Below are 21906 nucleotides of genomic sequence, written 5' to 3' on the forward strand. Positions count from 1 at the left end.
TTGGTAAGACAATTTAATGGCGAAGTCACGTAGCTGCAATTCTAGTGTCACTAAAATGTGCTGTTGTTAGGATTTGGTTTAGAAATCGAAATCTTTGAACCTCATCGCATCCCGTGACCCGTGGGCTGAAACCGAGGCTGGAGGGTAAATGATTCTGACGCCGCGTTGTCAGAATAGCGTAACCATCGCGGCGTGTTGTGACCGAAAATGGGATGAATCAGGAGAGGAAATTAACGCCTTGTTTTAGCACCAAATCACAGGCTTGTGTTTTGACCTTTTTCGCCAGCGCAGAATCACCCAGCGTGCTCAGGTTTAACTGTTGGCCGTTTTGCGCGTTCAGAAGACCTTGAATACCGTCCATGTAGTTGGTGTCTTGCTTCTGTTCCTGAGTATCCAGACCCAGCTTGCCCAGTACCTGATTTTTGATGTTTTGCGTATCGGTCACTGAGGCGAGTTTCTGCTTCGCGCAGTATCCAAGAATACCGGCTGCGTTGTTCATCGTGCCTGCGCTCAGGCTCTGACTGCTGTTACCCAGCAGGCTGGTGAGGGAAGAGGCAGACAATCCACCATTCTGGGTGCTGCTGCTCTCTTTCGTCAGTTCGTTTGCGGCGCTGGAGAGGGAATCCTGCCAGGATGCGGCGTGTGCGGCACCGCTAAGCAGAATTAAACTGAATGCGGTGCTGAGAAGAGGCTTTTTTTTCATGATGTTAACTCGAAGAGTGGCCCTTTTCGGGCTGAAAGTTACGCCAGTATATACCGTGCGATCCACTCGTCCTCCCTGGAAATATCCTAATACTCTTTCCCGGTGACGCGACTGCGGAAGCTCCCCCAGTCAAAAATGACGTACAGGCTGTTACCCAGCTTCATACGATCCATGACGCGATCGCCCAGCAAACGGGTCATTTCGTCGATATTGTGGTTGGTGAGCATGCCCGTCGGGCGCTTAGAGGAGGATCGGCGATCCACAATCTGGTTAATGATGACTTTCTCATAACGTGATTCCGTCTGGACGCCGATTTCGTCGATCACCAGCAGATCCACATTACTCAAATCGTTGAGCAGTTGCTCTTCGCTGGTTTCACGGTTGCTGAAGGTATCTTTCATCGCTGACATGATGTCGGCAACGGTGATAATCAGCACCGATTTGCCGCGTAGCAGCAGCTCATTGCAAATAGCCGCGGCGAGATGGTTCTTACCGGTACCTGGCTTGCCGCTAAAGATAAAGCTGGCGATATTACCGTCGAATTCATCCACGTACTGACGCGCCTGACTCAACGCGTTCATTTGTCCCTGCGATTCCACTTTGTAATTATCGAAAGAGCAGTTCTGGTGTAACGGACGGATCCCTGAGCGGTTAAAGGTTCGCTGCATTTTCATCGCGCGGTTTTCACGGGCAAGGGCGGCCGCGCGAAGTTCACCCTGTTCTTTTTGCCAGGCTAACAGCTCTTCGCCCGTGGTGAAGGCCGGTTTAACATTTGCAGGCATCATTTTTTGTAGACGCTTCATCAGCTCGCCGACATTTTTCATTTGGCACCTCGGAACCCGTGAGGGATCTGTGTATCCGGTTGTGAAAAGGTATTGATATCACGTTTTGGCTGACCGCCATTACCGGCGCGGTTGATCTGCACGCTGCGGGCGAGCTTTTGCTGCCACTGTACATGGTGGAAGACTTTGCCTTCTGCCTGCCAGTAAGCGACAAACGCGGCGAGCTCCTCTGCTGTGACGGGCTGCGTCAGCGCGATGCCCCACAGTGCGGCCTGACGCTGGAAATCCGCATCGGGTTGCCAGCCCGCATACATGGGGAATTTCCCCATCGGCACGGCAATCGGGGCGCTGGCCGGTTCTTCAAAGAATTGCGTTTCCAGAGTGACATCGCTTGCCGGACGCGACAAGCGCGCTTCGATATCCAGAAGCTCGGCCAGACGTTCAGGGGTTATCGCGTAGAAAGCTGGCGCATTGTCGGCAAATACGGCAATGGTGCCGCCTTCGGCATGTGTCAGAGCGCTTTGAGGATCGCGCATAAAGGCATCAATACCCGCGACGCTGGTGGTCAGGATTCTGGAAGACATAATACTTTCTCTGGTGGATTACTACGGACGCACTATGGGCTTATGGTAGCACAGAGAGGGTGGGGCAGGTGAACCCTCTCCCGAAGGGGAGAGGGAGGTAACGATTAGGCAATAATGTTCAGCGTTACGTCGATATTTCCACGCGTGGCGTTAGAGTAAGGACAAACGATATGTGCTGCATCAACCAGTTTTTTGGCTTCTGACGGGTCCATACCTTCGACGTGAATGTTCAGTTTTGCTTCGATGCCGAAACCGGTCGGCAAGGGTCCGATACCGACTTCACCTTCAATAAATGCTTCTTTAGGCAAGGCAATTTTGTCGCGAGCAGAGACAAACTTCATCGCGCCCAGAAAACAGGCCGAGTAACCTGCCGCAAACAGCTGTTCCGGGTTGGTGACGTCGCCACCCATTCCGCCCATCTCTTTTGGAACACCTAGCTTAACGTCAAGTACGCCATCGGAAGAGGTTGCACGGCCATCACGGCCTCCAGTGGCTTTTGCTTTGGCGGTATAAACAACTTTTTCTAAAGACATGGTAGGTTCCTCATTTTGTTTTTTGTGCGCTATTAAATAGCGCGCGATATACATGGGTAAATAAATACAATTAACGATTACCTTAGGCGCGATGGAGCTGCTGGCGCAGTTTCTCCAGTTCATGCTTGAGCGCAAGCATCGTGTCGACATCACATTGTGCAGCGCATCCTACGGCCTGAGGGATGTTCAGAGCCTGCTGCTGCAACTCACGACCTTCCTCACTCAATGTGACCGCCACCTGGCGTTCATCCTGACGTGAGCGCTGACGAGAAATTAAGCCTGCGCTTTCAAGGCGTTTCAGCAGCGGTGTTAACGTTGCTGAATCCAGAAACAAACGTTCGCCAATGTCCGACACCGTGATGTCATCCTGCTCCCAAAGTACCAGCATCACCAGATACTGTGGGTAGGTCAGCTTGAGCGGTGCCAGCAGTTGCCGGTACAGCTTATTCAGCGCCAGGTTTGTCGAGTAAAGCGCAAAGCAGAGCTGGTTATCCAGCATCAAGGCGGTAGTGGTATCGTTCGTTTTCGCGTTCATAGTATGAATATAGATAGCGCACGATTTAATTGCAAGCGATTTTATGGACAGGTATAACGCAGAGCGACCTGAACGGCCATTTTGCGGTAGTGCTGGCGCTGGGTATGTTCATCCGCACCCTCTTCAAACAGGAGGGTGAAGGTGTAGCTATTAGCGACATAATGAAAGCTAAAGCTGCTGATCAGGCGATGGAGATCGCGCGCGTCTACGGTCTGATTAAACAGCTGTTTTTCTTTACCGCGATGCAGGATCGCTTCGAGCAGTTCGAGGGCGCTACGGTTGACCTGACGTAAATAGCTGGATTGCTGCATAAAGCGGCCACGCTGCATGTTCTCCATGCAGATAATGCGTATGTAATCAGGGTGATCGGCGTGGTAGTCAAAGGTGGCCTCAACCAGATGCACTAATGCTTCCACCGGTGGCATTCCTGCCAGACTCAGCTGCTTTTCGCTGGCACGAATCTGCGTATAAACATACTCAAGAGTCTGAAGATAAAGGCCTTCTTTATTTTTATAGTGATAGACCACCATGCGCTTGGTCGTCCCCGCCTTTTCAGCAATCTGTTCCATTCGCGCGCCGTTCAGCCCGTACTCGGCGAACAACGTAATCGCGCTGTGAAAAATTTTGTCCTTCAGACTGGCGTCTTGATTGTGGTCGGGAAATTCGCTGCCAGGGTTTGCCACATCCTCTCCTTACTTCACCAAACAGAATGCGGGGATTATCACCATGGCAGCGTGAGAACACAAATCTCAAACGCGCGGGCGCTTGCGATACAGCCACAGACCGGGAATCGACAAGCCGATAGAGAGCGCACCGACGATTGAAGATGCCTTCAGAAAATTGCTCAACAGCAGGATCATTTGCGGCTCGCTATAGCCGAAGTGGCTAATTTTCACCGCAGAGATCATCGCGGTGTAGGCCGAAATCCCTGGAAACATAGGGATCACGGCTGCGACAGTAAAGACCTTCGGATGCGCCAGATACCAGCGCGACCATTGAATGCCGATGCATCCCACCAGCATTGAGGCCATAAACGTGGACCACTCAATGTTAAAGCCAGCGGTCATCATGACCATGCGTGAACCGTGACCGATGGCTCCGAGCAATGCGCACCATGGCAGGGCGCGCTGTGGCACGTTAAAGACCATCGCAAAGCCGACGGCAGGAATGGCGGCCAGCGCCATATCCTGGGCTAAGGCTAAAAGAAGTTCGATTATGCCCATCCGCGAAGCCCCCATAACGTCATTGCCATCACTACGCCAATGCAGGTGGCAAGGGTTAATAAACTGGCGATTGCCCAGCGGGCAAGGCCGGTATTGATATGCCCTTTGAACATATCGGCGACGGCGTTAATCAGCGGGAACCCGGGGACCAGCAGCAAAACGCTTGCCGCCATCGCGATGGTCGGCGTGCTGGCGAAGGCGGGCAAGCGCAGCAATAAGCCAGACACGGTTGTCGCCACAAAAGCGGTCAGACAAAAGTTAATTTGCGGATGCAAATGCCGTTGAGTCAGAAGCTGGCGCACATACATCGCAATGGCGCTGGCGAAAAAGGTCACCACAGCGCCATCCCAGCCACCGTTATTGAGTTTACAAAAACAGGCACAGGAAAGCCCCACCATCACCACGACCAGCCAGCGCGGATAACGAAGCGGCTTAATCTGGTTGAAGCGTTTCTCAACGGTCTGAAGGTCCAGCAGCTTATGCTCGGCCATGATGACAATGTGCTGCACTTCCGTGACGACGTGCATGTTGATGCCGCGATCGTGGTTTTTGCGCGTTGAGGTAAGGCATTGCCCGTCTTTAATCGTCGTCAGCACAATCGCGTTTGAGGAGATCGAGCTTTCGACGCTGTCCATCCCCAGCGCCAGTCCCAGGCGGGTGGAAAGCTCCTCAACCAGCGCGCTTTCTGCGCCATGTTGTAATAAAAAAAGGCCGCACTGAATACATAGCCGTGTTGCGGCACGCTGAAAAGACTGATCTGCCTGCATGAATTGCCCTGAACAAAAGTAAACGCCAGACGGTCTGGAATGCTTACTTGTAGCACGAAGCATGGCCTCTCATGCGCTGGACCAGATCAACTTTTGTGCGATAAACGATGAGATCCTGCAACGTGACGTTAATTCCATATTTATTCGTATGGTGAATGATTATTTATTCATTTTATGTTTATTGTTTAAGTTTTTCTTATTATTGATTTAAGTCTTGATGAGTTAATTTTTACTTTATGTTGTGCGATATTAGTAATGTTTTGGGCGTTTCTTAAATGATTAGATATGTTGCTAATAAATCCAGCACTTTAAAGATTAACGTTCAGGGATGGAGCACCTTTCCGAAAAGGTGTTTTAAACGTTATAAAATTAATTCATGAAAGGATTCGGAGAACCTATGTCTCTAGCGAAGGGTAAATACGGAATTGTCATCAGCAAGCTGCCCGTCATGCAATCTGGTCTGGGCGGCGTGATGGCGCGTCATTTTCCTGAATATGATGTCGGTTATTGTCGGTCACAAGAAGAGCTTACCCTACTTCAACTCAGGCGAGCAGCCGTTGTTGTGGTTGATATCTCTGGAGATTATCGCAATCCTCGCGGGACTTTCGAACAATATTATTCGTTGTTGAGCCAATACCGTGAAATCCACTGGATTTTTTTAGTGTCACGTCCCCTCTATCCTATCGCAGTGGAATTGCTCATGCGGCCTGAGAGCACTCTCCTTTCAGATATGGAACCTATTGAAGGTGTGGTGAATGCTATTCGTGCTGGTAGTGAACGGGCAGAAAGAATAAGTCAGACCTTATTAACGCCTGAGCCACAGGATATTGATGATGACGGGCCTTCGGTCATGTTAACGCTTTCTGAACGGAAGGTATTACGGCTGCTGGGAAAAGGTTGGGGAATAAACCAAATCGCTACGTTGCTCAAGAAGAGCAATAAAACGGTCAGCGCGCAAAAAAACAGTGCGATGCGTCGGTTATCGCTGCGCAGCAATGCTGAGATGTACGCGTGGATCAACGGCACACAGGGAATGAAAGAGCTGAATTTATTTTCAGCCTATGGAGAGCCAGAGGAATGGAAACGAACGCCTCAAAAAGACATATTGCAGTCATTGAAAAGTGCATGATGAGCGCGGCAGGGCTGGCGCATTTCTTCAACATGCCCGCTTTCGCTCAATACCAACTGCATTTATTTAGTGAGTTCGACAGTTTTAAAGCTGCGCTTTCGCACACTCCGTTTTACTCAATAATTTATTCATTATCAAATGAACGAGAAGAGCGCCGCAACTGCCTGGTCTACCTTGGCGAACTGGCTATAGCCCATAACGCGATTCAACGAATTGTGCTCGCTTCAGACGAGGCGGAGGCAAAGTTGGTGAGCCATCTTTCGCCATCAAGTCTTCACGGTATTATTAGTAAAACGGCGTCACTGACTGATTTACGCACACAGTTTGTTAACCTGCTGAATGAAACCAGCCGGGGTGATGAGGGTACTCTGGGGCACTGGCACGGTAGCCAAAGCCGGTTGTTAAGCCCAACGGAGCGAGCGATTTTGCGGTATATGTCTTCAGGTTATTCAATACCCGAAATAGCGGCGCAGCTTGAGCGAAATATCAAAACCATTCGCGCTCACAAGTTTAATGCCATGGTTAAGCTGGGCGTGAACTCGGATGTGGGGCTGTTGGATGCGGCGGATATCCTTAAGCATCTCACGGCTGGCGACCCGCGAAGATTGTCGCTCATGATGCCGACCTACTCCTAGATATGTGAAGGTGCCAGAGGGATCTGGCGCCTTAATCAAATACAGACATCAATCCATTTAGCCGAAGTGAGTTCAGCCATTCGCTCAGGTGCGATACGCACTGCGCTGTGAATGGAACCCGCCGCAGGAAGGACTTCCTCGTATTGCTTGAGTGTGATGTCGCAGTAAACCGCCAGAGGGTTTTCCAGTCCAAAAGGACAAACTCCACCAACGGGATGGCCGGTCAACATCACCACTTCGTCACAGCTTAACATCCTCGCTTTTGCGCCAAAGGTTGCCTTCAGTTTTTTATTATCCAGCCGCGCATCCCCTTTCGCGACGACTAATACCACCTCATTTTTGACCTTCAAAGATAAGGTTTTGGCTATCTGGCCGGGCTCAACGTGATGAGCCGCAGCAGCCAATGCAACGGTGGCCGTGCTTTGACTAAGCTCAATGACATCAATCTCTGGGGCGTGGTCGGCAAAAAATTGACGTACAGACTGCAAACTCATTGTTATCTCCTGACAAATATCCTGCGTAATCTGTCATAAGAAATTATGATCTGTAAATATTTCTTCGGTAACAAATATTCCATGCATGCGATTTATGGATCGCCTTCACATTCACGGAAACCGGTTACAGTAACCGGTTGCAGAGCGCGAATGAGAGATTAATACTGTTCAGGTCACTTCCCTTGTACCCAATAATAAGAGTCGAATATGAAATCACTCAGTTCAGGCAGTACCGCTGGTAGACGAACCAGCAAGGTTGTGAAACTGATGTATGGAACAACGTGTGGCGCGTATGCGTCCGAAACAAGCGTCTGACAGGAGAGCCATTATGTCTGCCAACCATGCTGCGTTTAATTTGATATTCCGGTTTGTTGAAAATTATGTCAGTCCCATCGCCGGGCGGATCTCCTCCCAGCGCCACGTGATGGCAATCCGTGACGGGTTTATTTCGGCTATGCCGTTTATGATTGTCGGTTCATTTTTGTTAGTGTTTGCTTACCCTCCTTTCTCACCAGATACCACGTGGGGCTTTGCGCGTGCGTGGCTGGATATGGCAAAGCAATTTGAAGGACAGATACTGACTCCTTTTGATATGACAATGGGCGTGATGTCTCTGTATATCTGTGCGGCTATCGCTTACAACCTCGGTAAGCACTACGTTAAATCGCATCAACTGGATCCCTTCATGTGTGCGATGCTGTCGCTGATGGCATTCTTGCTGGTCGCGGCACCAAAAACGAAGGGTGCGATGCCGGTTGATAGCCTGGGCGGAACCGGGATCTTCACCGCGATTCTGGTGGCGATTTACTGCGTGGAAATGATGCGTTTCCTGAAGACGCACAACATTGGCATTCGTTTGCCGGATCAAGTCCCGCCGATGATCAAAAACTCTTTTGATCTGTTAATCCCGGTTTTAGTCGTGGTCCTGACGCTTTATCCACTGAGCCTGCTTATTCAGTCGCAGTTTGACATGCTTATCCCGCAGGCGATTATGTCCGTTTTCAAACCGCTGGTTTCAGCAGCGGATTCATTGCCTGCGATCTTACTGGCGGTGCTGATTGGTCACCTACTGTGGTTTGCAGGGATCCACGGCGCGGCAATTATCTCCGGCATGCTGCAAATGTTCTGGCTGACAAACCTGGGGGCGAACCAAACGGCCCTGGCACAGAGCGCGCCGCTGCCGCATATCTTTATGGAAGCGTTCTGGACGTTCTTTATCGTCATTGGCGGATCGGGTGCCACCATCGGGTTGGTGTTCTGCTATCTGCGCAGTCGCTCCGCGCATCTACGTTCAATTGGTCGCCTGAGCGTGGTGCCAAGCATCTTTAACATTAATGAGCCCGTGATTTTCGGTACCCCGATTGTTATGAATCCCGTGTTCTTCATTCCGTTCCTGCTGGCACCCATGGTCAACGCCGTGCTGGCGTGGTCTGCAATGAAACTGGATCTTATTGGTCGAGTGATCTCCGTTGTACCGTGGACTGCTCCTGCGCCGATTGGTGCCGCATGGGCGTTAGGTTGGGACTTCCGTGCAGCCGTACTTGTCGTCTTACTGGCCCTAGTTTCGGCCATTATTTACTACCCGTTCTTCAAGGTGTATGAGAAACAGTTGCTGGAGCAGGAAGCCGAAGAAGCACAGCGTGCAGAAGAGGAAAGTCAGCAGGTAGCCTGATGAGGTTTGCCCGGTGGCATAACGTCGCCGGGCAACAAATGAGATTATTTCAGCGTGCAGTCACCGCACTGTTGAACATCAGGCAGGCGATAGCGTTGACAGCAAGTACGACGAACGAGTAGCCCATCGCGTGGCACGACGGTGCGATACAGCGGGTTATCACGGCCATCTGACAGTTGTTTTGCGAAGAAGCACGATTGACGTAAAGCCTCCACTTTCTCATCACCCAGTAACGGTTTCATTTCCGTCAGATACCAGTGAATTAAATATCCGGTATTACTCCAGATGAGTTTCCCGTTGATATCGCCTGTCTGTTCCAGGGCATCAATGACGGGAAGAAGCGCTTGCGTCACCAGCGTTTCCATACGTTCCTGAGGCGACAGCAAAGTGGTCTCACGGTCTTCGTGGACGTCAACCCAGAAGCAGGCTGCGCGGCCTGTCTCATGAAATTCAACGTGAAAATGATCGGCTGACAGATCCAGTGCTTTATCTTGCGTTAACAGCGCCACCATCAGCGGTGGAACCATCAGACCGATATACCACTGCGCCCACAGGGATAGCAGCGGTTTATTTTCTCGGGCCAGAGTAGGCTGATTTCGGTAGATATGGTCAGAGTAAATCGCGAGCAACGATTGCATTTCTGCCGGACGGCGCCACTGCGCCAGCGTCATCGCCTGGTGCGGATGCGTTTCATCTAGCTTAATAAAATCCAGTAGATGGGCGCGCGTTTCTGCAATCGTATCACGCACAGAATCCGCAAGCGTGGTGCTCCCGGTGGAGAGACTGGCTCGCCAAAAGATGGTGTCAACGGCATGTGCGGATCGCGTGGTCATAATAGAGTTGGATAGCAATCTAAATGATAATGATTGCCAATCCTAACTATAGATAATCCCAATCGCAAGCCTTTTGTCCAGAAAGCGAGAGGTGGTGTTAGCTGGTCTGTAGTTCAGGGCTTAAGAGGATATTGTTGCGCCCTGTGTGTTTGGCTTCGTACAACGCTTTGTCTGCTTTACCCAGCGCGCCGTCGATGTCTTCTGCATCAAAAATAGCGATGCCAATACTGATCGTCACGTTGGTTGCCACACTTTCATTAAACATATGGGGGATCTTCAGGTCGTACACTTTTTGGCGAATGCGTTCCGCCGTCTGATGCGCCTGCTCCAGCGTGACGCAGGTCAGTAAAACCATGAACTCTTCACCGCCAAATCGGGCGACGATATCCCGCGAACGGACCGCATCGCGTATTGCGGCAGAAACCCGAGTCAGAGCCTGGTCGCCCATCATATGGCCGTAATGATCGTTGTAAGCTTTGAAATGGTCGATATCCAGCAGTAACACGAAGTGTTCGCCGTTCACCAGCGCAGGAAGGTTTTCCAGACGGTTTTGCAGGCCCCGGCGGTTATACAGGCCGGTCAGTGGATCGATCATGCTTAAGTCATTGAGCGTTTCTCGCTCTTCCATTAGCCGATGCAGCAGTTCCTGGGCAAAGCGATCGTTGCGCTTTTGAATCACGTGATGAATGGCAATCCCAATCAGCGGCAGGGCGAATGAGTAGACGATACGTACCCAGTGTTCATGGCTGCTAAACCACATGCAGACGAGAAAGGTGGGCAGCGAGTGGATCGTAAAGGCTTTGATATCGCTGGCAAAAGCCAACGATCCTATAAAGAGCACGCTCAAAAATGCTATCAGCAGGAAGGTAAAGTGATCGTGGGTCACCAGCGTATATTTGAACGCAATATGCCAGGCCCATATGCCACCAAAAATGAATGAAATCAGCGGAATATTGATCGTGCAGGTTTTATTCTTCCAGTGCCAGACAAGCAAAGACAGACTTAGCGTAAAAACTAACCCTGCGGGGACGGTCACCGTACGCATGCTGTACAACGGATTCAACATGGTGAAGAGTGCTGAAACAGTGTTCAGGAATAAAAATAAACGTAAAGATAACTGATATTTTTTATGGCGTAGTGAACGCCAGGATTGTGCTGTCATGTCGTTATATTTTTATAAATACTTAATTAAATCAGATGGATGACTGTCAGTGTGGAATGAAAACCAAGATATAATCAGATGCAAAAATATCAGATAAAACTGATCATTAGTTAACAGGTGTGCAATTTATCACCTTACACATTGGCTGTCATTATGTGAAAGGTAAAGGTGACAACATTACGCCTGAGCAGGCTGACAAATGAGAAAGTATGTCATATGATATTGGTTATCATTATCGCATTAAGAGATGAAACCATGTTGAGTAAGGTGCTGGGAAGTGGATGGGGCGTATTGCTACCAGGGCTAATTATTGCAGGGCTGGCATTTACCGATCTCTCAATAGACATCTGGAAAACATTTATCGTATCGGGGTTATTAATCTCGTCAGCGATGATTTGGCACAAACAGTTACGGCATTTTGTACTGTTACCTTCATGCGTAGCGCTGATCAGTGGAATGCTGGTAATTATGATGAGTTTGAAATAACAGGAGAAAGAGAGGTATCAAGCAGGAGATAAGATAAGTGGTGCGAAGAGGGGGACTTGAACCCCCACGTCCGTAAGAACACTAACACCTGAAGCTAGCGCGTCTACCAATTCCGCCACCTTCGCACTGTTATCTTATTTTTTGATATTGGCCTCGATGGTGCGAGGGGGGGGACTTGAACCCCCACGTCCGTTAAGACACTAACACCTGAAGCTAGCGCGTCTACCAATTCCGCCACCGTCGCCCGGTGAGAACAATATCAACATGGTTTATGGTGCGAGGGGGGGGACTTGAACCCCCACGTCCGTTAGGACACTAACACCTGAAGCTAGCGCGTCTACCAATTCCGCCACCGTCGCATACCATCGACACTTAAAAAGTATCGCAACCACGGAGGCGCATTCTAGATGTTTTCAGCTTTTCGTCAACAGATAAATGTGCAAGGCGTTTTATTTGCTGCAAAAATGGACATGAGCGTTGCCCGACGGCACAGCGCCGTCGGGCAAAAACATTACTTCTTCGCCTGACGCGTCATCACGGTGCGGTAGACCTTAAAGCGGCCGGTCTGTGCCAGCACTTCGTGGAAACCAAAAATCTCATCCAGAAGTTTCGGGTATGGCAAGAAGGCGTTTGCAACAATTCGCAGTTCACCCCCGCTGCCAAGATGGCGAACAGCACCGCGAATGAGCGTTTGTGCAGCTTCGAGGCTCGTTTCCATCCCATCATGGAAAGGCGGGTTGGAGATAATAATATCGAAACGACCTGTCACTTCGGAGAAGACGTTGCTGGCAAACACCTCGCCCTCAAATCCGTTAGCGGCAAGCGTCGCGCGGCTCGCTTCCACGGCGGGGGCGCTGACATCACACAAGGTTAAACGCACTTTCGGTGAATGGCTGGCCAACACGGCAGAGAGCACGCCTGCGCCACAGCCAACATCCAGCACTTTCCCTTTGGTACGCGGCTTGAAGGTAGACAGCAGCAGTTGGCTACCCACGTCAAGACCGTCACGGCTAAAGACGCCCGGCAAGGTTTTGATGTTCAGGCTGTCGAGCTGGTATTCGCCCCAATATTTTTCCGCATCGAACGTAGGCTGTTTGTCCAGACGACCGTGATACAGGCCGCAGCGGCGCGCGCTGTCGATTTTGTTCAGCGTGGCGTATTCCGCCAGCATCTGCTCTGCGCTACGCACGCCGCTGCGGTTTTCGCCAACGACGAAAATATCGCAGCCGATCGGCAGCATGGAGAGCAGGTTCATCAGTTGGAACTGTGCTTCTGGTTTGTTTTTAGGCCAGTAGTAGACCAGCGTATCGCAATCGGCAACATCGCTCTGCTCAGCGACGAGGCTGAAGCGCACGCGATCTTCCATTTGGCGGCTCAAAAGTTGCCAGTGGTGGTATTGCTGAGTGTGAGCGCGGCTGTTCAGGCACTCGAAACGGGCAGGCAGGTCATCCTGCATATCTCCGGCAAACAGAATACGGCTTTGTTCGAAATCATCACTGTGGCGCAGCAAGACTTCACTTGCCGGGGTAAATGCAGACATGAATTGTTCCTCAATAAACTATGGCGGCGAGTATAGTAGTTTGTTGGCGCAGATTCGACAGATTTGCTATATTTGCGCGCCTGACAGACAGGAGTTTTGCCTATGACATCCCGACGAGACTGGCAGTTACAGCAACTGGGCATTACCCAGTGGGCTCTGCGTCGCCCGGCGGCGTTGCAGGGCGAAATCGCTATCTCCATTCCTGCACATGTTCGTCTGGTGATGGTGGCTGAAGAGCTGCCCGCATTGAATGAAACCCTTATTACTGATGTGCTTCGTACCTTGAAAATGAGCGCGGATCAGGTGTTACAGCTCACGCCCGATCGCGTCGCTATGCTGCCATCAGACAGTCATTGCAACAGCTGGCGGCTGGGCATTGCCGATGAAGTGACCCTGCCGGGAGGGCGACTTTCTTCACCCGCTCTGGCAGAACTCAAGGCAAATCCCGCGGCGCGAAGCGCACTTTGGCAACAAATCTGCGAATATGAACACGATTTCTTCCCTCACGACGCCTGACCTCGCGCAGGCGTTTGCGATTGAAACCCGCGCCCACGCTTTCCCGTGGAGCGAAAAGACGTTTACCAGCAATCAGGGTGAGCGTTATATGAATTATCGTCTGGATGTCGATGGCGAGATGGCGGCCTTTGCTATCACGCAGGTCGTGCTGGATGAAGCAACGTTGTTTAACATCGCCGTCGATCCGGCTTTTCAGCGACGTGGCCTGGGCCGGGAGTTGCTGGAATTTTTAATTCGCGAGCTGGAAGCGCGAGACGTTTTTACGCTCTGGCTTGAGGTGCGCGCGTCTAACAAGGCCGCTATTGCACTCTATGAAAGCTTAGGCTTCAACGAGGCGACAATTCGCCGTAATTACTACCCCACAGCAGAGGGACGCGAAGACGCCATCATCATGGCTCTGCCGCTTGGATAACTAAAAAGGTTGTAACGATGAAATGGGACTGGATTTTCTTTGACGCCGACGAAACGCTCTTTACGTTTGATTCGTTTGGCGGCCTACAGCGGATGTTTTTGGACTATAGCATCACGTTTACCGCTGAGGATTTTCAGGACTATCAAGCGATTAATAAACCGCTGTGGGTGGACTACCAGAACGGAGCCATCACCGCGTTACAGCTTCAGCATCAGCGTTTTCAGGACTGGTCGACACGCTTAAGCGTCACGCCTGGCACGTTGAATGATGCGTTTCTCAATGCCATGGCGGAAATTTGCGCCCCGTTACCAGGGGCCATTTCGCTGCTGGATTCGCTGAAAGGCAAAGCGAAGCTCGGGATTATCACCAATGGCTTTACCGCATTGCAGCAAATCCGTCTGGAGCGCACGGGACTTCGCGATCACTTTGATGCGCTAGTGATTTCTGAGCAGGTTGGCGTACCCAAACCGGATCCCCGCATATTTGATTACGCGCTGGAAAAGGCGGGGCATCCCGATCGTCAACGCGTACTGATGGTGGGCGACACCGCCGAGTCGGATATTCTTGGCGGCATGAATTCGGGTCTTTCTACCTGCTGGCTCAACGCCCATGGTCGTGCCTTACCTGAAGGCATTCACCCCACCTGGACCGTGACATCATTGAATGAACTGGAGCAGCTCCTGTGTAAACAATGATTGCCTGCCCCCTATTGATGGGTAAAATAGCCGCAGTTTCGTATTCCATGATGCGTGGCGTGCTGCCGCGCTTATATAAGAAGATTCAATTATGACGTTGTCCCCTTATCTGCAAGAGGTGGCGAAGCGCCGTACTTTTGCCATTATCTCTCACCCGGATGCCGGTAAAACGACCATCACTGAGAAGGTGCTCCTGTTCGGACAGGCTATTCAAACCGCCGGTACCGTAAAAGGCCGTGGTTCCAGCCAGCATGCTAAGTCCGACTGGATGGAGATGGAAAAACAGCGTGGTATTTCGATTACCACCTCTGTGATGCAGTTCCCGTATCACGACTGCCTGGTGAATTTGCTCGACACCCCGGGTCACGAAGACTTCTCCGAAGATACCTATCGTACTCTGACGGCGGTTGACTGCTGTCTGATGGTTATCGATGCCGCAAAAGGCGTAGAAGATCGTACCCGTAAGCTGATGGAAGTCACCCGTCTGCGCGATACGCCGATCCTGACGTTTATGAACAAACTTGACCGTGACATTCGCGATCCAATGGAAGTCATGGACGAAGTGGAGCGCGAGCTGAAAATCGCCTGCGCGCCAATCACCTGGCCCATCGGCTGCGGCAAGCTGTTTAAAGGCGTTTACCATCTCTATAAAGATGAAGTCTATCTGTACCAGACCGGTAAGGGTCACACGATTCAGGAAGTGCGCATTGTCAAAGGTCTGGATAACCCTGAACTGGAAACAGCAGTCGGTGAAGAACTCGCGACCCAGCTGCGCGATGAGCTGGAACTGGTGAAAGGTGCATCTCATGAGTTTGATCATGAGCTGTTCCTGGCGGGCGAGATCACGCCGGTATTCTTTGGTACTGCATTGGGTAACTTCGGTGTGGACCATATGCTGGACGGTCTTATCGAATGGGCTCCACAGCCGATGCCGCGTAAAACCGACACCCGCGTGGTTGAAGCCGCAGAAGACAAATTCACCGGTTTCGTGTTTAAAATTCAGGCCAACATGGACCCGAAACACCGCGACCGCGTGGCGTTCTTGCGTGTGGTATCCGGTAAATACGAAAAGGGCATGAAGCTGCGCCAGGTTCGTATCGGGAAAGACGTTGTCATCTCCGACGCGCTGACCTTTATGGCCGGTGACCGTTCTCACGTTGAAGAAGCGTATCCGGGCGATATTATCGGTTTGCATAACCACGGCACGATCCAGATCGGCGATACGTTTACTCAGGGCGAAATGATGAAGTTCACCGGGATCCCGAACTTCGCACCGGAACTGTTCCGTCGCATTCGTCTGAGAGATCCGCTCAAGCAAAAACAGCTGCTGAAAGGTCTGGTCCAGTTATCAGAAGAAGGTGCTGTGCAGGTCTTCCGTCCCATCGCCAACAACGACCTCATCGTTGGTGCCGTGGGCGTGCTGCAGTTTGACGTGGTAGTGGCCCGCCTGAAGAGCGAATACAACGTAGAAGCGATTTACGAATCGGTGAACGTTGCCACTGCGCGCTGGGTTGAATGCTCTGACGTGAAAAAATTCGAAGAATTTAAACGTAAGAATGAAATTCAGCTGGCACTCGATGGGGGTGATAACCTCACCTATATCGCCCCGACCATGGTCAACCTGAACCTGACTCAAGAACGTTATCCTGAAGTGCAGTTCCGCAAAACACGCGAGCACTAATCTCTTCTTAAAGCGCGGCAGCAGCCGCGCTTTTCTTATTTCCCTGCCTTATTAATCCCTTGCGGAATTTTCTTAATTCATCGCGTTTTTCACTCTATTGCTCATTTTTTCGCCATTTCTGAAAGCAGCCTTGTGATTGTGATCTATATTTAACTCAGTGTTTAGCACCGGACGTGGATGAAAGCTCTGTTCAATATGTGTTGATTAGCCGCTAATTCCGCAACGTGTTTATCCACAAGATTAATAACTAGCACGAAGGGATGTTTGACGCTCAACTTTCGAGCAAACTACAGGAATACATCGATGAATATGACAAGACTGAAGATTTCTAAAACTCTGCTGGCAGTGACTCTGGGTAGCCTTTTGGTAAGCGGCTCCGCTTTAGCGGAAAGCAACACCATGGATAAAACGCAATCTACCGCTGACAGTGCAGGGCAAAAAATCGATAGCTCTATGAATAAAGTCGGTAATTTCATGGATGACAGCTCTATCACAGCAAAAGTGAAAGCCGCTCTGGTGGATGATGAAAACATCAAGAGCACCGACATTTCCGTAAAAACCGATAAGAAAGTGGTCACCCTGAGCGGCTTTGTAGAAAGCCAGGCGCAGGCAGAACAGGCGGTGACGGTTGCTAAAGGCGTTGAGGGTGTGACCTCAGTTAGCGACAAACTGCACGTTCGTGACGCTAAAGATCAGTCAGTGAAAGGCTATGCAGGCGACACGGCAACCACAAGCGAAATCAAAGCTAAACTATTAGCTGATGACATCGTGCCGTCACGTAAAGTGAAAGTGGAAACGACCGATGGTGTAGTACAGCTCTCCGGTACGGTTGACTCACAGGCACAAATTGAACGTGCCGAAACTATCGCTAAAGCCGTTGATGGCGTGAAAAGCGTTAAAAACGATCTGAAAGCGAAATAAGAACGATATTTGGAATCACGCTGGTGGGCGTCCTGAGCGCCCACATGCAGCGGCCGACATTAACTATGGTAAAGGAGAGTTTTATGTTTCGTTGGGGCATCATATTTCTGGTTATCGCGTTAATTGCCGCCGCACTGGGCTTTGGTGGTCTGGCTGGTACAGCAGCATGGGCAGCTAAACTTGTCTTCGTTGTGGGTATCATCCTGTTCCTGGTCAGCCTGTTTACTGGCCGCAAACGCCTATAGCATAAGTATTGCGAGAATTAACACCGAAGCCAGTCCTTGAGACTGGCTTTTTCTCGTTTGAGTAATAGGGCAGGTGTGGGTTACTGTGTCTTAGGAAAATAACTCAAACAGGAAAGCAGAGGTGGGGCAGCGAATTCCCGTTACGCTCGGTAATATTACGCCATTGGCGTTAAAACCGTTTCGCCCGGGAACCCTTGCAGTTGTTTGCGAAGGGGGCGGGCAACGTGGCATCTTCACAGCGGGCGTGCTGGATGAGTTCATGCGCGCGCAATTCAATCCATTCGATATGTTCTTCGGCACCTCTGCGGGCGCGCAAAATCTGTCAGCCTACGTTTGTAATCAGCCGGGCTATGCCCGCAAAGTCATCATGCGTTACACCACCTCGAGAGAATTTTTTAACCCGATGCGCTTTGTGCGCGGGGGAAACCTTATCGATCTCGACTGGCTTTTAGACTCCACCGCCAGCCAAATGCCGTTGGCAATGGATGCCGCTGCGCGTCTTTTTGATACCGGAAAAGAATTTTGGATGTGTGCCAGCCGAGGAGATGACTACACGCCAGGCTATTTCTCGCCGCAAAAAGAGAACTGGCTGGATATCATTCGCGCCTCCAGTGCGATCCCTGGGTTCTATCGTACCGGGGCGGCACTGGACGGAATTAACTATCTGGATGGTGGCATCAGTGATGCGGTGCCGGTACAGGAAGCGGCGCGACGAGGGGCTAAAACGATCGTGGTGATCCGCACCGTCCCCTCGCAAATGTATTACACCCCACAGTGGTTTAAACGTATGGAACGCTGGCTGGGTGACAGCAGCCTTCAGCCGCTGGTGAATATCGCGCATCAGCATGAGGCCAGCTACAGCGCGATGCAGCGTTTTATCGAGAAGCCGCCCGGCACGTTGCGTATCTTTGAAATCTATCCACCGAAACCGCTATTGAGCATGGCGCTGGGCAGTCGGTTACCTGCGCTGCGAAATGACTACAAAACCGGGCGATTGTGCGGGCGATATTTCCTGGCGACGGTGGGCAAGCTTCTTGCCGAGCGTCCTCCGGTTCCCCGGCATCGTCATATCATTACGCCGCCAACGCGAATCGTCGTACCGCCAGCCGTTGTTGCCAACGACGCGGTAGCTATCCCGCTGGTCGATGCTCCACATGCGAACGACACCACTTTCGATAAAGAGGATTTAGCGTGACGCCTCGCTTTGTCGACACCCATTGTCACTTTGATTTTCCACCGTTTACCGGTAATGAAACGCAGAGCCTTCAACAAGCGGCATCTGCCGGTGTACAGGCGATCGTTGTTCCCGCTATTGAAGCCGCCAATTTTGATCGGGTGCTCATGCTTGCTCAAACGCACGGTGCCGTTTTTGCCGCGCTGGGGCTCCATCCGATCGTGATAGAAAAGCATCTGGATGTTCATATCGAATGGCTGGAGGAAAAGCTCCAGACGAGGGGATCGAAACTGGTGGCCATCGGTGAGATTGGCCTCGATTTGTATCGCGACGAACCTCATTTCGATCGCCAGCAGACGATCCTTGATGTGCAGTTGACGCTGGCAAAACGCCACGATCTGCCGGTGATCCTCCATTCCCGGCGTACCCACGACAAACTGGCGATGCATCTGAAACGGATGAGTCTGCCGCGAACTGGCGTGGTGCATGGCTTTTCCGGTAGCCTGCAACAGGCGCAGCGCTTCATCGATCTGGGATATAAAATAGGTGTCGGCGGGACGATCACTTATCCGCGCGCCAGCAAAACACGCGACGTGATGGCGCAACTGCCGCTGTCATCGCTGCTGCTGGAAACCGATGCCCCCGATATGCCGCTGAACGGTTTTCAGGGGCAGCCTAATCGTCCGGAGCAGGCCGCCCGCGTGTTTACCACGCTGTGTGAACTACGCAGTGAGCCCCCAGAGGTGATTGCTGATGCGCTGCTGCAAAACACCCGCGATCTTTTTGGGATCTCGTTATAAATAGAGCGCCGGGCGAATGACGGTGATTTTGCGCTTTTCAAGCGCCAACGCCAGGGGTTCAACATCGTCAGCCGTGGCGCTACGCCAGGATGCGGCTTCGCCATACACGCCATGGGCGTGAAACGCATTGATCCGCACCGGGACTTCGCCCAGCGAGCGAATAAAAGCGCTCAATGCGCCCAGATGTTCAAGATAATCGCAGTGGTCAGGAATCACCAGTAGCCGCAGCTCGCTCAAGCGCTGATGCTGTGCAAGCCACTGAATGCTGTGTTTGATCTGCGGGTTTTCGCGCCCGGTCAGGAAACGATGATGCTCGTTATTCCAGGCTTTCAAATCCAACATAGCGCCATCAAACACCGGCAGCAGTTTCTGCCAGCCGGTTTCACTCAACAAGCCGTTGCTGTCGACCAGGCAGGTCAGGTGCTTAAGCTCCGCGTCGGTTTTGACTGCGCTGAATAAGGCAGTCAGAAACGGCAGCTGCGTTGTGGCCTCGCCACCGCTGACGGTGATCCCTTCGATAAACGGCGCGACTTTACGGATTTGTGCCAGCAGATCGTCGACACTCAAACGCATCGCCATCGGCGTGGCCTGTTGCGGGCACAAACGCAGGCAAGTATCACACTTCTGGCAATCGTTCTCCTGCCACCAGACGCGACCAGCCTGAATGTTCAGCGCGTCGTGCGGGCAATGCGGCACACAAACCCCGCAGTCGTTGCAACGGCCAATCGTCCACGGGTTGTGACAAGTCTTACAGCGCAGATTACAGCCCTGCAGGAACAGCGCCAGGCGACTGCCCGGCCCGTCCACGCAGGAGAAGGGGATAACCTGACTAACTAAAGCGCATCTGTTGTTCATGGCTTATCACGCGCGGTTGACGTTCCAGGATACGGGTATTGCGTGCGGCCTCTTCGCCAAGCCAGGTCGTATTGATGCGCGACCCTTCGGCGCGATATTTTTCCAGGTCCGACAGGCGCACCATATAGCCTGTCACGCGCACCAGGTCATTGCCCGCCACGTTCGCAGAGAATTCGCGCATCCCCGCTTTAAAGGCACCCAAACAAAGCTGAACCACGGCCTGCGGGTTGCGCTTGATCGTTTCATCCAGCGTCAGAATATCGCTGATACCGGAATGGTAATGTTTGTGATGCGGCGCGACGGCCAGCAGGTGGCTAATAGGATCTGGCTCATCACCGTAAGGCAGACGTGCCCCCGGCGTAGTGCCAGAGTCGGAACTGATACCCGATTGCGCGTGAAGCATAGCGCGCTGCTTCCAGCCATATTTGACCGGCGTGTTTTCAACAAAGGCGGCAAGTTGTTCGCTGATGCGATACCCCAGCGCATTGGCCTGCTCGTCTTTGCCGTAGCGTCCGTGGATACCGGTTTTTTCACACAGGGTGTTCACGGCTTCCGCCAGACCGTACATGCCAAACATCGGTACAAAACGGTCGGGATCGATCAGACCCTCTTTCACCAGGAAGCTATTCTCAAAGAAGCCGGATTGTTCATAGAGGAAGTGGCAGCGGGCATCGATGATGGCGATTTGTTGCTGACAGTAGTGCGGTAGCGTGCGGCTAAAGAAATCTTCCACCGATTCGCTGTGCTCGGCAATGGTTTTTAAATTCAAACGTACCAGCGTGCTGCCGCCACCGGCGAGCGGCAGGGAATTGTAACAACTCACCACACCAAAACGACCTTTTGTGAAAATTTTATCATTCACGGGGCCATTAGAAATATGGGGTTTACTACATTCGCAAATATTATTCGCCACTTCAAGCAGCAGATCGTCAGGGGTAATATCGGGGTCGTAAATAAAGGTAAGATTTGGTGCAACCTGCTTCAGCTCTGCGTCAGTGCGTAAAATGGCCCGGGTGACGGGTGTGTCCGCAGGCCCAATATTAGCGTGCATAAATGCATCAGGCAGCGTTCTGTCGAGATAACGCCAGAAACGTTTTATTCTACTATCGATATCTTCTTGTGTTAGAATTCTAACATAAGGTTGCAGCAGTGCATCAAGATGACCCAGGAATACCGGCATCGATGTGACGGACGGAACATGGTGGTACAGGATAGTCAGCAGCGAAAGCGCATCATCGAGATCGTGTGCGCCTTCCAGTTCCAGCCACTCTGAACCGTTGGCCAGAAAGCGGGCATAGTCAGGCAGGACGTAACGCGGTTTGAAGGGGGCATGGCCTTCAAACATATCGCAAATGAATCCCGCGTCCAGCGCGGAGCGTGCTTCTTGCGATAGCGTGGGATAGGGCAGGTTGTTTTCCGCTTCCAGCGCCAAAAAATGGCGTTTTTGCTCTGGCGTCAGTACCGGGCTTGTCACAATTTGCTGGCAACGTTGTTGCATAGCATCGAGACCGGAGGTGGACATGTTCGCT

The 21906-nt window shown here is 51.6% G+C and carries 26 protein-coding genes and 3 tRNA genes; 12 read left to right on the top strand and 17 right to left on the bottom strand.

Annotated elements, in window-relative coordinates; genetic code table 11:
- Window positions 1–217: 217 nt before the first annotated feature.
- From AC6EMZ_RS13340 to AC6EMZ_RS13375, 8 genes are all read right to left on the bottom strand, one after another.
- Window positions 218–703 carry a YjjA family protein gene (locus tag AC6EMZ_RS13340; protein ID WP_498402987.1) on the bottom strand — a complete coding sequence of 162 codons (486 nt, stop codon included), beginning with the start codon at window positions 701–703 and terminating at the stop codon, window positions 218–220.
- 86 nt (window positions 704–789) lie between these two features.
- Window positions 790–1527, bottom strand: a complete 738-nt coding sequence (dnaC, locus tag AC6EMZ_RS13345; protein WP_498402989.1) for a replicative helicase loader DnaC — start codon at window positions 1525–1527, stop codon at window positions 790–792.
- Entirely contained in the window at window positions 1524–2069 is a 546-nt protein-coding gene (gene dnaT / locus AC6EMZ_RS13350; RefSeq protein WP_498402990.1) for a primosomal protein DnaT, read from the bottom strand. The genes dnaC and dnaT overlap by 4 nt, the downstream gene beginning before the upstream one ends.
- A gap of 104 nt (window positions 2070–2173) precedes the next feature.
- Window positions 2174–2602: an organic hydroperoxide resistance protein gene (locus tag AC6EMZ_RS13355; RefSeq protein ID WP_498402991.1), complete on the bottom strand. Its 429-nt coding sequence runs from the start codon at window positions 2600–2602 to the stop codon at window positions 2174–2176.
- 82 nt (window positions 2603–2684) lie between these two features.
- A complete protein-coding gene (locus AC6EMZ_RS13360) occupies window positions 2685–3137 on the bottom strand; it encodes a MarR family winged helix-turn-helix transcriptional regulator (protein ID WP_498402992.1) in 453 nt (150 codons plus the stop codon).
- A 41-nt stretch (window positions 3138–3178) separates the two neighbouring features.
- A complete protein-coding gene (locus AC6EMZ_RS13365) occupies window positions 3179–3820 on the bottom strand; it encodes a TetR/AcrR family transcriptional regulator (protein WP_498402993.1) in 642 nt (213 codons plus the stop codon).
- A gap of 66 nt (window positions 3821–3886) precedes the next feature.
- The gene (locus tag AC6EMZ_RS13370; protein ID WP_498402994.1) at window positions 3887–4360 is read right to left on the bottom strand and encodes a threonine/serine exporter; all 474 of its coding nucleotides are present in this window, start codon (window positions 4358–4360) and stop codon (window positions 3887–3889) included.
- A complete protein-coding gene (locus tag AC6EMZ_RS13375; protein ID WP_498402995.1) occupies window positions 4351–5127 on the bottom strand; it encodes a threonine/serine exporter family protein in 777 nt (258 codons plus the stop codon). The genes AC6EMZ_RS13370 and AC6EMZ_RS13375 overlap by 10 nt, the downstream gene beginning before the upstream one ends.
- Before the next feature lie 397 nt (window positions 5128–5524).
- On the opposite strand from AC6EMZ_RS13375, the gene AC6EMZ_RS13380 reads away from it, so the two are divergent.
- The gene (locus tag AC6EMZ_RS13380; RefSeq protein WP_498402996.1) at window positions 5525–6256 is read left to right on the top strand and encodes a helix-turn-helix transcriptional regulator; all 732 of its coding nucleotides are present in this window, start codon (window positions 5525–5527) and stop codon (window positions 6254–6256) included.
- Complete coding sequence (gene bglJ, locus AC6EMZ_RS13385; RefSeq protein ID WP_498403275.1) at window positions 6256–6891, top strand: DNA-binding transcriptional activator BglJ; 636 nt, start codon at window positions 6256–6258, stop codon at window positions 6889–6891. The genes AC6EMZ_RS13380 and bglJ overlap by 1 nt, the downstream gene beginning before the upstream one ends.
- A 35-nt stretch (window positions 6892–6926) precedes the next feature.
- Here the strand turns inward: bglJ and AC6EMZ_RS13390 are convergent, their stop codons facing one another.
- A complete protein-coding gene (locus AC6EMZ_RS13390) occupies window positions 6927–7385 on the bottom strand; it encodes a YbaK/EbsC family protein (protein WP_498402997.1) in 459 nt (152 codons plus the stop codon).
- Window positions 7386–7713: 328 nt separating this feature from the next.
- Here AC6EMZ_RS13390 and AC6EMZ_RS13395 point away from each other — a divergent pair, with 328 nt between their 5' ends.
- Window positions 7714–9057: a PTS sugar transporter subunit IIC gene (locus tag AC6EMZ_RS13395; protein WP_498402998.1), complete on the top strand. Its 1344-nt coding sequence runs from the start codon at window positions 7714–7716 to the stop codon at window positions 9055–9057.
- A gap of 44 nt (window positions 9058–9101) precedes the next feature.
- Here the strand turns inward: AC6EMZ_RS13395 and fhuF are convergent, their stop codons facing one another.
- Complete coding sequence (fhuF, locus tag AC6EMZ_RS13400; protein WP_498402999.1) at window positions 9102–9890, bottom strand: siderophore-iron reductase FhuF; 789 nt, start codon at window positions 9888–9890, stop codon at window positions 9102–9104.
- A 97-nt stretch (window positions 9891–9987) separates the two neighbouring features.
- The gene (locus AC6EMZ_RS13405) at window positions 9988–11052 is read right to left on the bottom strand and encodes a GGDEF domain-containing protein (protein WP_498403000.1); all 1065 of its coding nucleotides are present in this window, start codon (window positions 11050–11052) and stop codon (window positions 9988–9990) included.
- Between the two features lie 216 nt (window positions 11053–11268).
- Here AC6EMZ_RS13405 and AC6EMZ_RS13410 point away from each other — a divergent pair, with 216 nt between their 5' ends.
- Window positions 11269–11538 carry a DUF1435 domain-containing protein gene (locus AC6EMZ_RS13410; protein WP_498403276.1) on the top strand — a complete coding sequence of 90 codons (270 nt, stop codon included), beginning with the start codon at window positions 11269–11271 and terminating at the stop codon, window positions 11536–11538.
- A 38-nt stretch (window positions 11539–11576) separates the two neighbouring features.
- Here AC6EMZ_RS13410 and AC6EMZ_RS13415 read toward each other — a convergent pair.
- The 4 genes from AC6EMZ_RS13415 to rsmC form a co-directional block, all read right to left on the bottom strand.
- Window positions 11577–11663: transfer RNA gene (locus AC6EMZ_RS13415), tRNA-Leu, on the bottom strand.
- A 32-nt stretch (window positions 11664–11695) separates the two neighbouring features.
- Window positions 11696–11782, bottom strand: a tRNA-Leu gene (locus tag AC6EMZ_RS13420).
- Window positions 11783–11810: 28 nt separating this feature from the next.
- Window positions 11811–11897 (bottom strand) — tRNA-Leu (locus AC6EMZ_RS13425).
- Window positions 11898–12049: 152 nt separating this feature from the next.
- Entirely contained in the window at window positions 12050–13078 is a 1029-nt protein-coding gene (gene rsmC / locus AC6EMZ_RS13430) for a 16S rRNA (guanine(1207)-N(2))-methyltransferase RsmC (protein WP_498403001.1), read from the bottom strand.
- A gap of 102 nt (window positions 13079–13180) precedes the next feature.
- On the opposite strand from rsmC, the gene AC6EMZ_RS13435 reads away from it, so the two are divergent.
- From AC6EMZ_RS13435 to AC6EMZ_RS13470, 8 genes are all read left to right on the top strand, one after another.
- Window positions 13181–13594, top strand: coding sequence for a DNA polymerase III subunit psi (locus tag AC6EMZ_RS13435; RefSeq protein WP_498403003.1), 414 nt, complete (start codon window positions 13181–13183; stop codon window positions 13592–13594).
- Complete coding sequence (gene rimI, locus AC6EMZ_RS13440) at window positions 13563–14006, top strand: ribosomal protein S18-alanine N-acetyltransferase (RefSeq protein WP_498403005.1); 444 nt, start codon at window positions 13563–13565, stop codon at window positions 14004–14006. The genes AC6EMZ_RS13435 and rimI overlap by 32 nt, the downstream gene beginning before the upstream one ends.
- Before the next feature lie 17 nt (window positions 14007–14023).
- Window positions 14024–14701, top strand: coding sequence for a pyrimidine 5'-nucleotidase (yjjG, locus tag AC6EMZ_RS13445; RefSeq protein WP_498403006.1), 678 nt, complete (start codon window positions 14024–14026; stop codon window positions 14699–14701).
- A 91-nt stretch (window positions 14702–14792) separates the two neighbouring features.
- The gene (gene prfC, locus AC6EMZ_RS13450; RefSeq protein WP_498403007.1) at window positions 14793–16382 is read left to right on the top strand and encodes a peptide chain release factor 3; all 1590 of its coding nucleotides are present in this window, start codon (window positions 14793–14795) and stop codon (window positions 16380–16382) included.
- A gap of 303 nt (window positions 16383–16685) precedes the next feature.
- The gene (gene osmY, locus AC6EMZ_RS13455; RefSeq protein ID WP_498403008.1) at window positions 16686–17303 is read left to right on the top strand and encodes a molecular chaperone OsmY; all 618 of its coding nucleotides are present in this window, start codon (window positions 16686–16688) and stop codon (window positions 17301–17303) included.
- An 83-nt stretch (window positions 17304–17386) separates the two neighbouring features.
- Entirely contained in the window at window positions 17387–17548 is a 162-nt protein-coding gene (locus AC6EMZ_RS13460) for a DUF1328 domain-containing protein (protein ID WP_498403010.1), read from the top strand.
- A gap of 121 nt (window positions 17549–17669) precedes the next feature.
- Window positions 17670–18743 (top strand): patatin-like phospholipase family protein, encoded by a 1074-nt coding sequence (locus AC6EMZ_RS13465; RefSeq protein WP_498403011.1) that lies wholly within the window; start codon window positions 17670–17672, stop codon window positions 18741–18743.
- Window positions 18740–19522, top strand: coding sequence for a TatD family hydrolase (locus AC6EMZ_RS13470; protein WP_498403012.1), 783 nt, complete (start codon window positions 18740–18742; stop codon window positions 19520–19522). Before AC6EMZ_RS13465 ends, AC6EMZ_RS13470 begins: the two co-directional genes overlap by 4 nt.
- Here the strand turns inward: AC6EMZ_RS13470 and AC6EMZ_RS13475 are convergent.
- Window positions 19517–20377 (bottom strand): YjjW family glycine radical enzyme activase, encoded by an 861-nt coding sequence (locus AC6EMZ_RS13475; RefSeq protein WP_498403013.1) that lies wholly within the window; start codon window positions 20375–20377, stop codon window positions 19517–19519. The genes AC6EMZ_RS13470 and AC6EMZ_RS13475 overlap by 6 nt on opposite strands.
- A complete protein-coding gene (locus AC6EMZ_RS13480) occupies window positions 20352–21899 on the bottom strand; it encodes a YjjI family glycine radical enzyme (RefSeq protein ID WP_498403014.1) in 1548 nt (515 codons plus the stop codon). The genes AC6EMZ_RS13475 and AC6EMZ_RS13480 overlap by 26 nt, the downstream gene beginning before the upstream one ends.
- Between the last annotated feature and the right edge of the window lie 7 nt (window positions 21900–21906).

This window comes from Enterobacter sp. SCRI0065 (assembly GCF_059766475.1).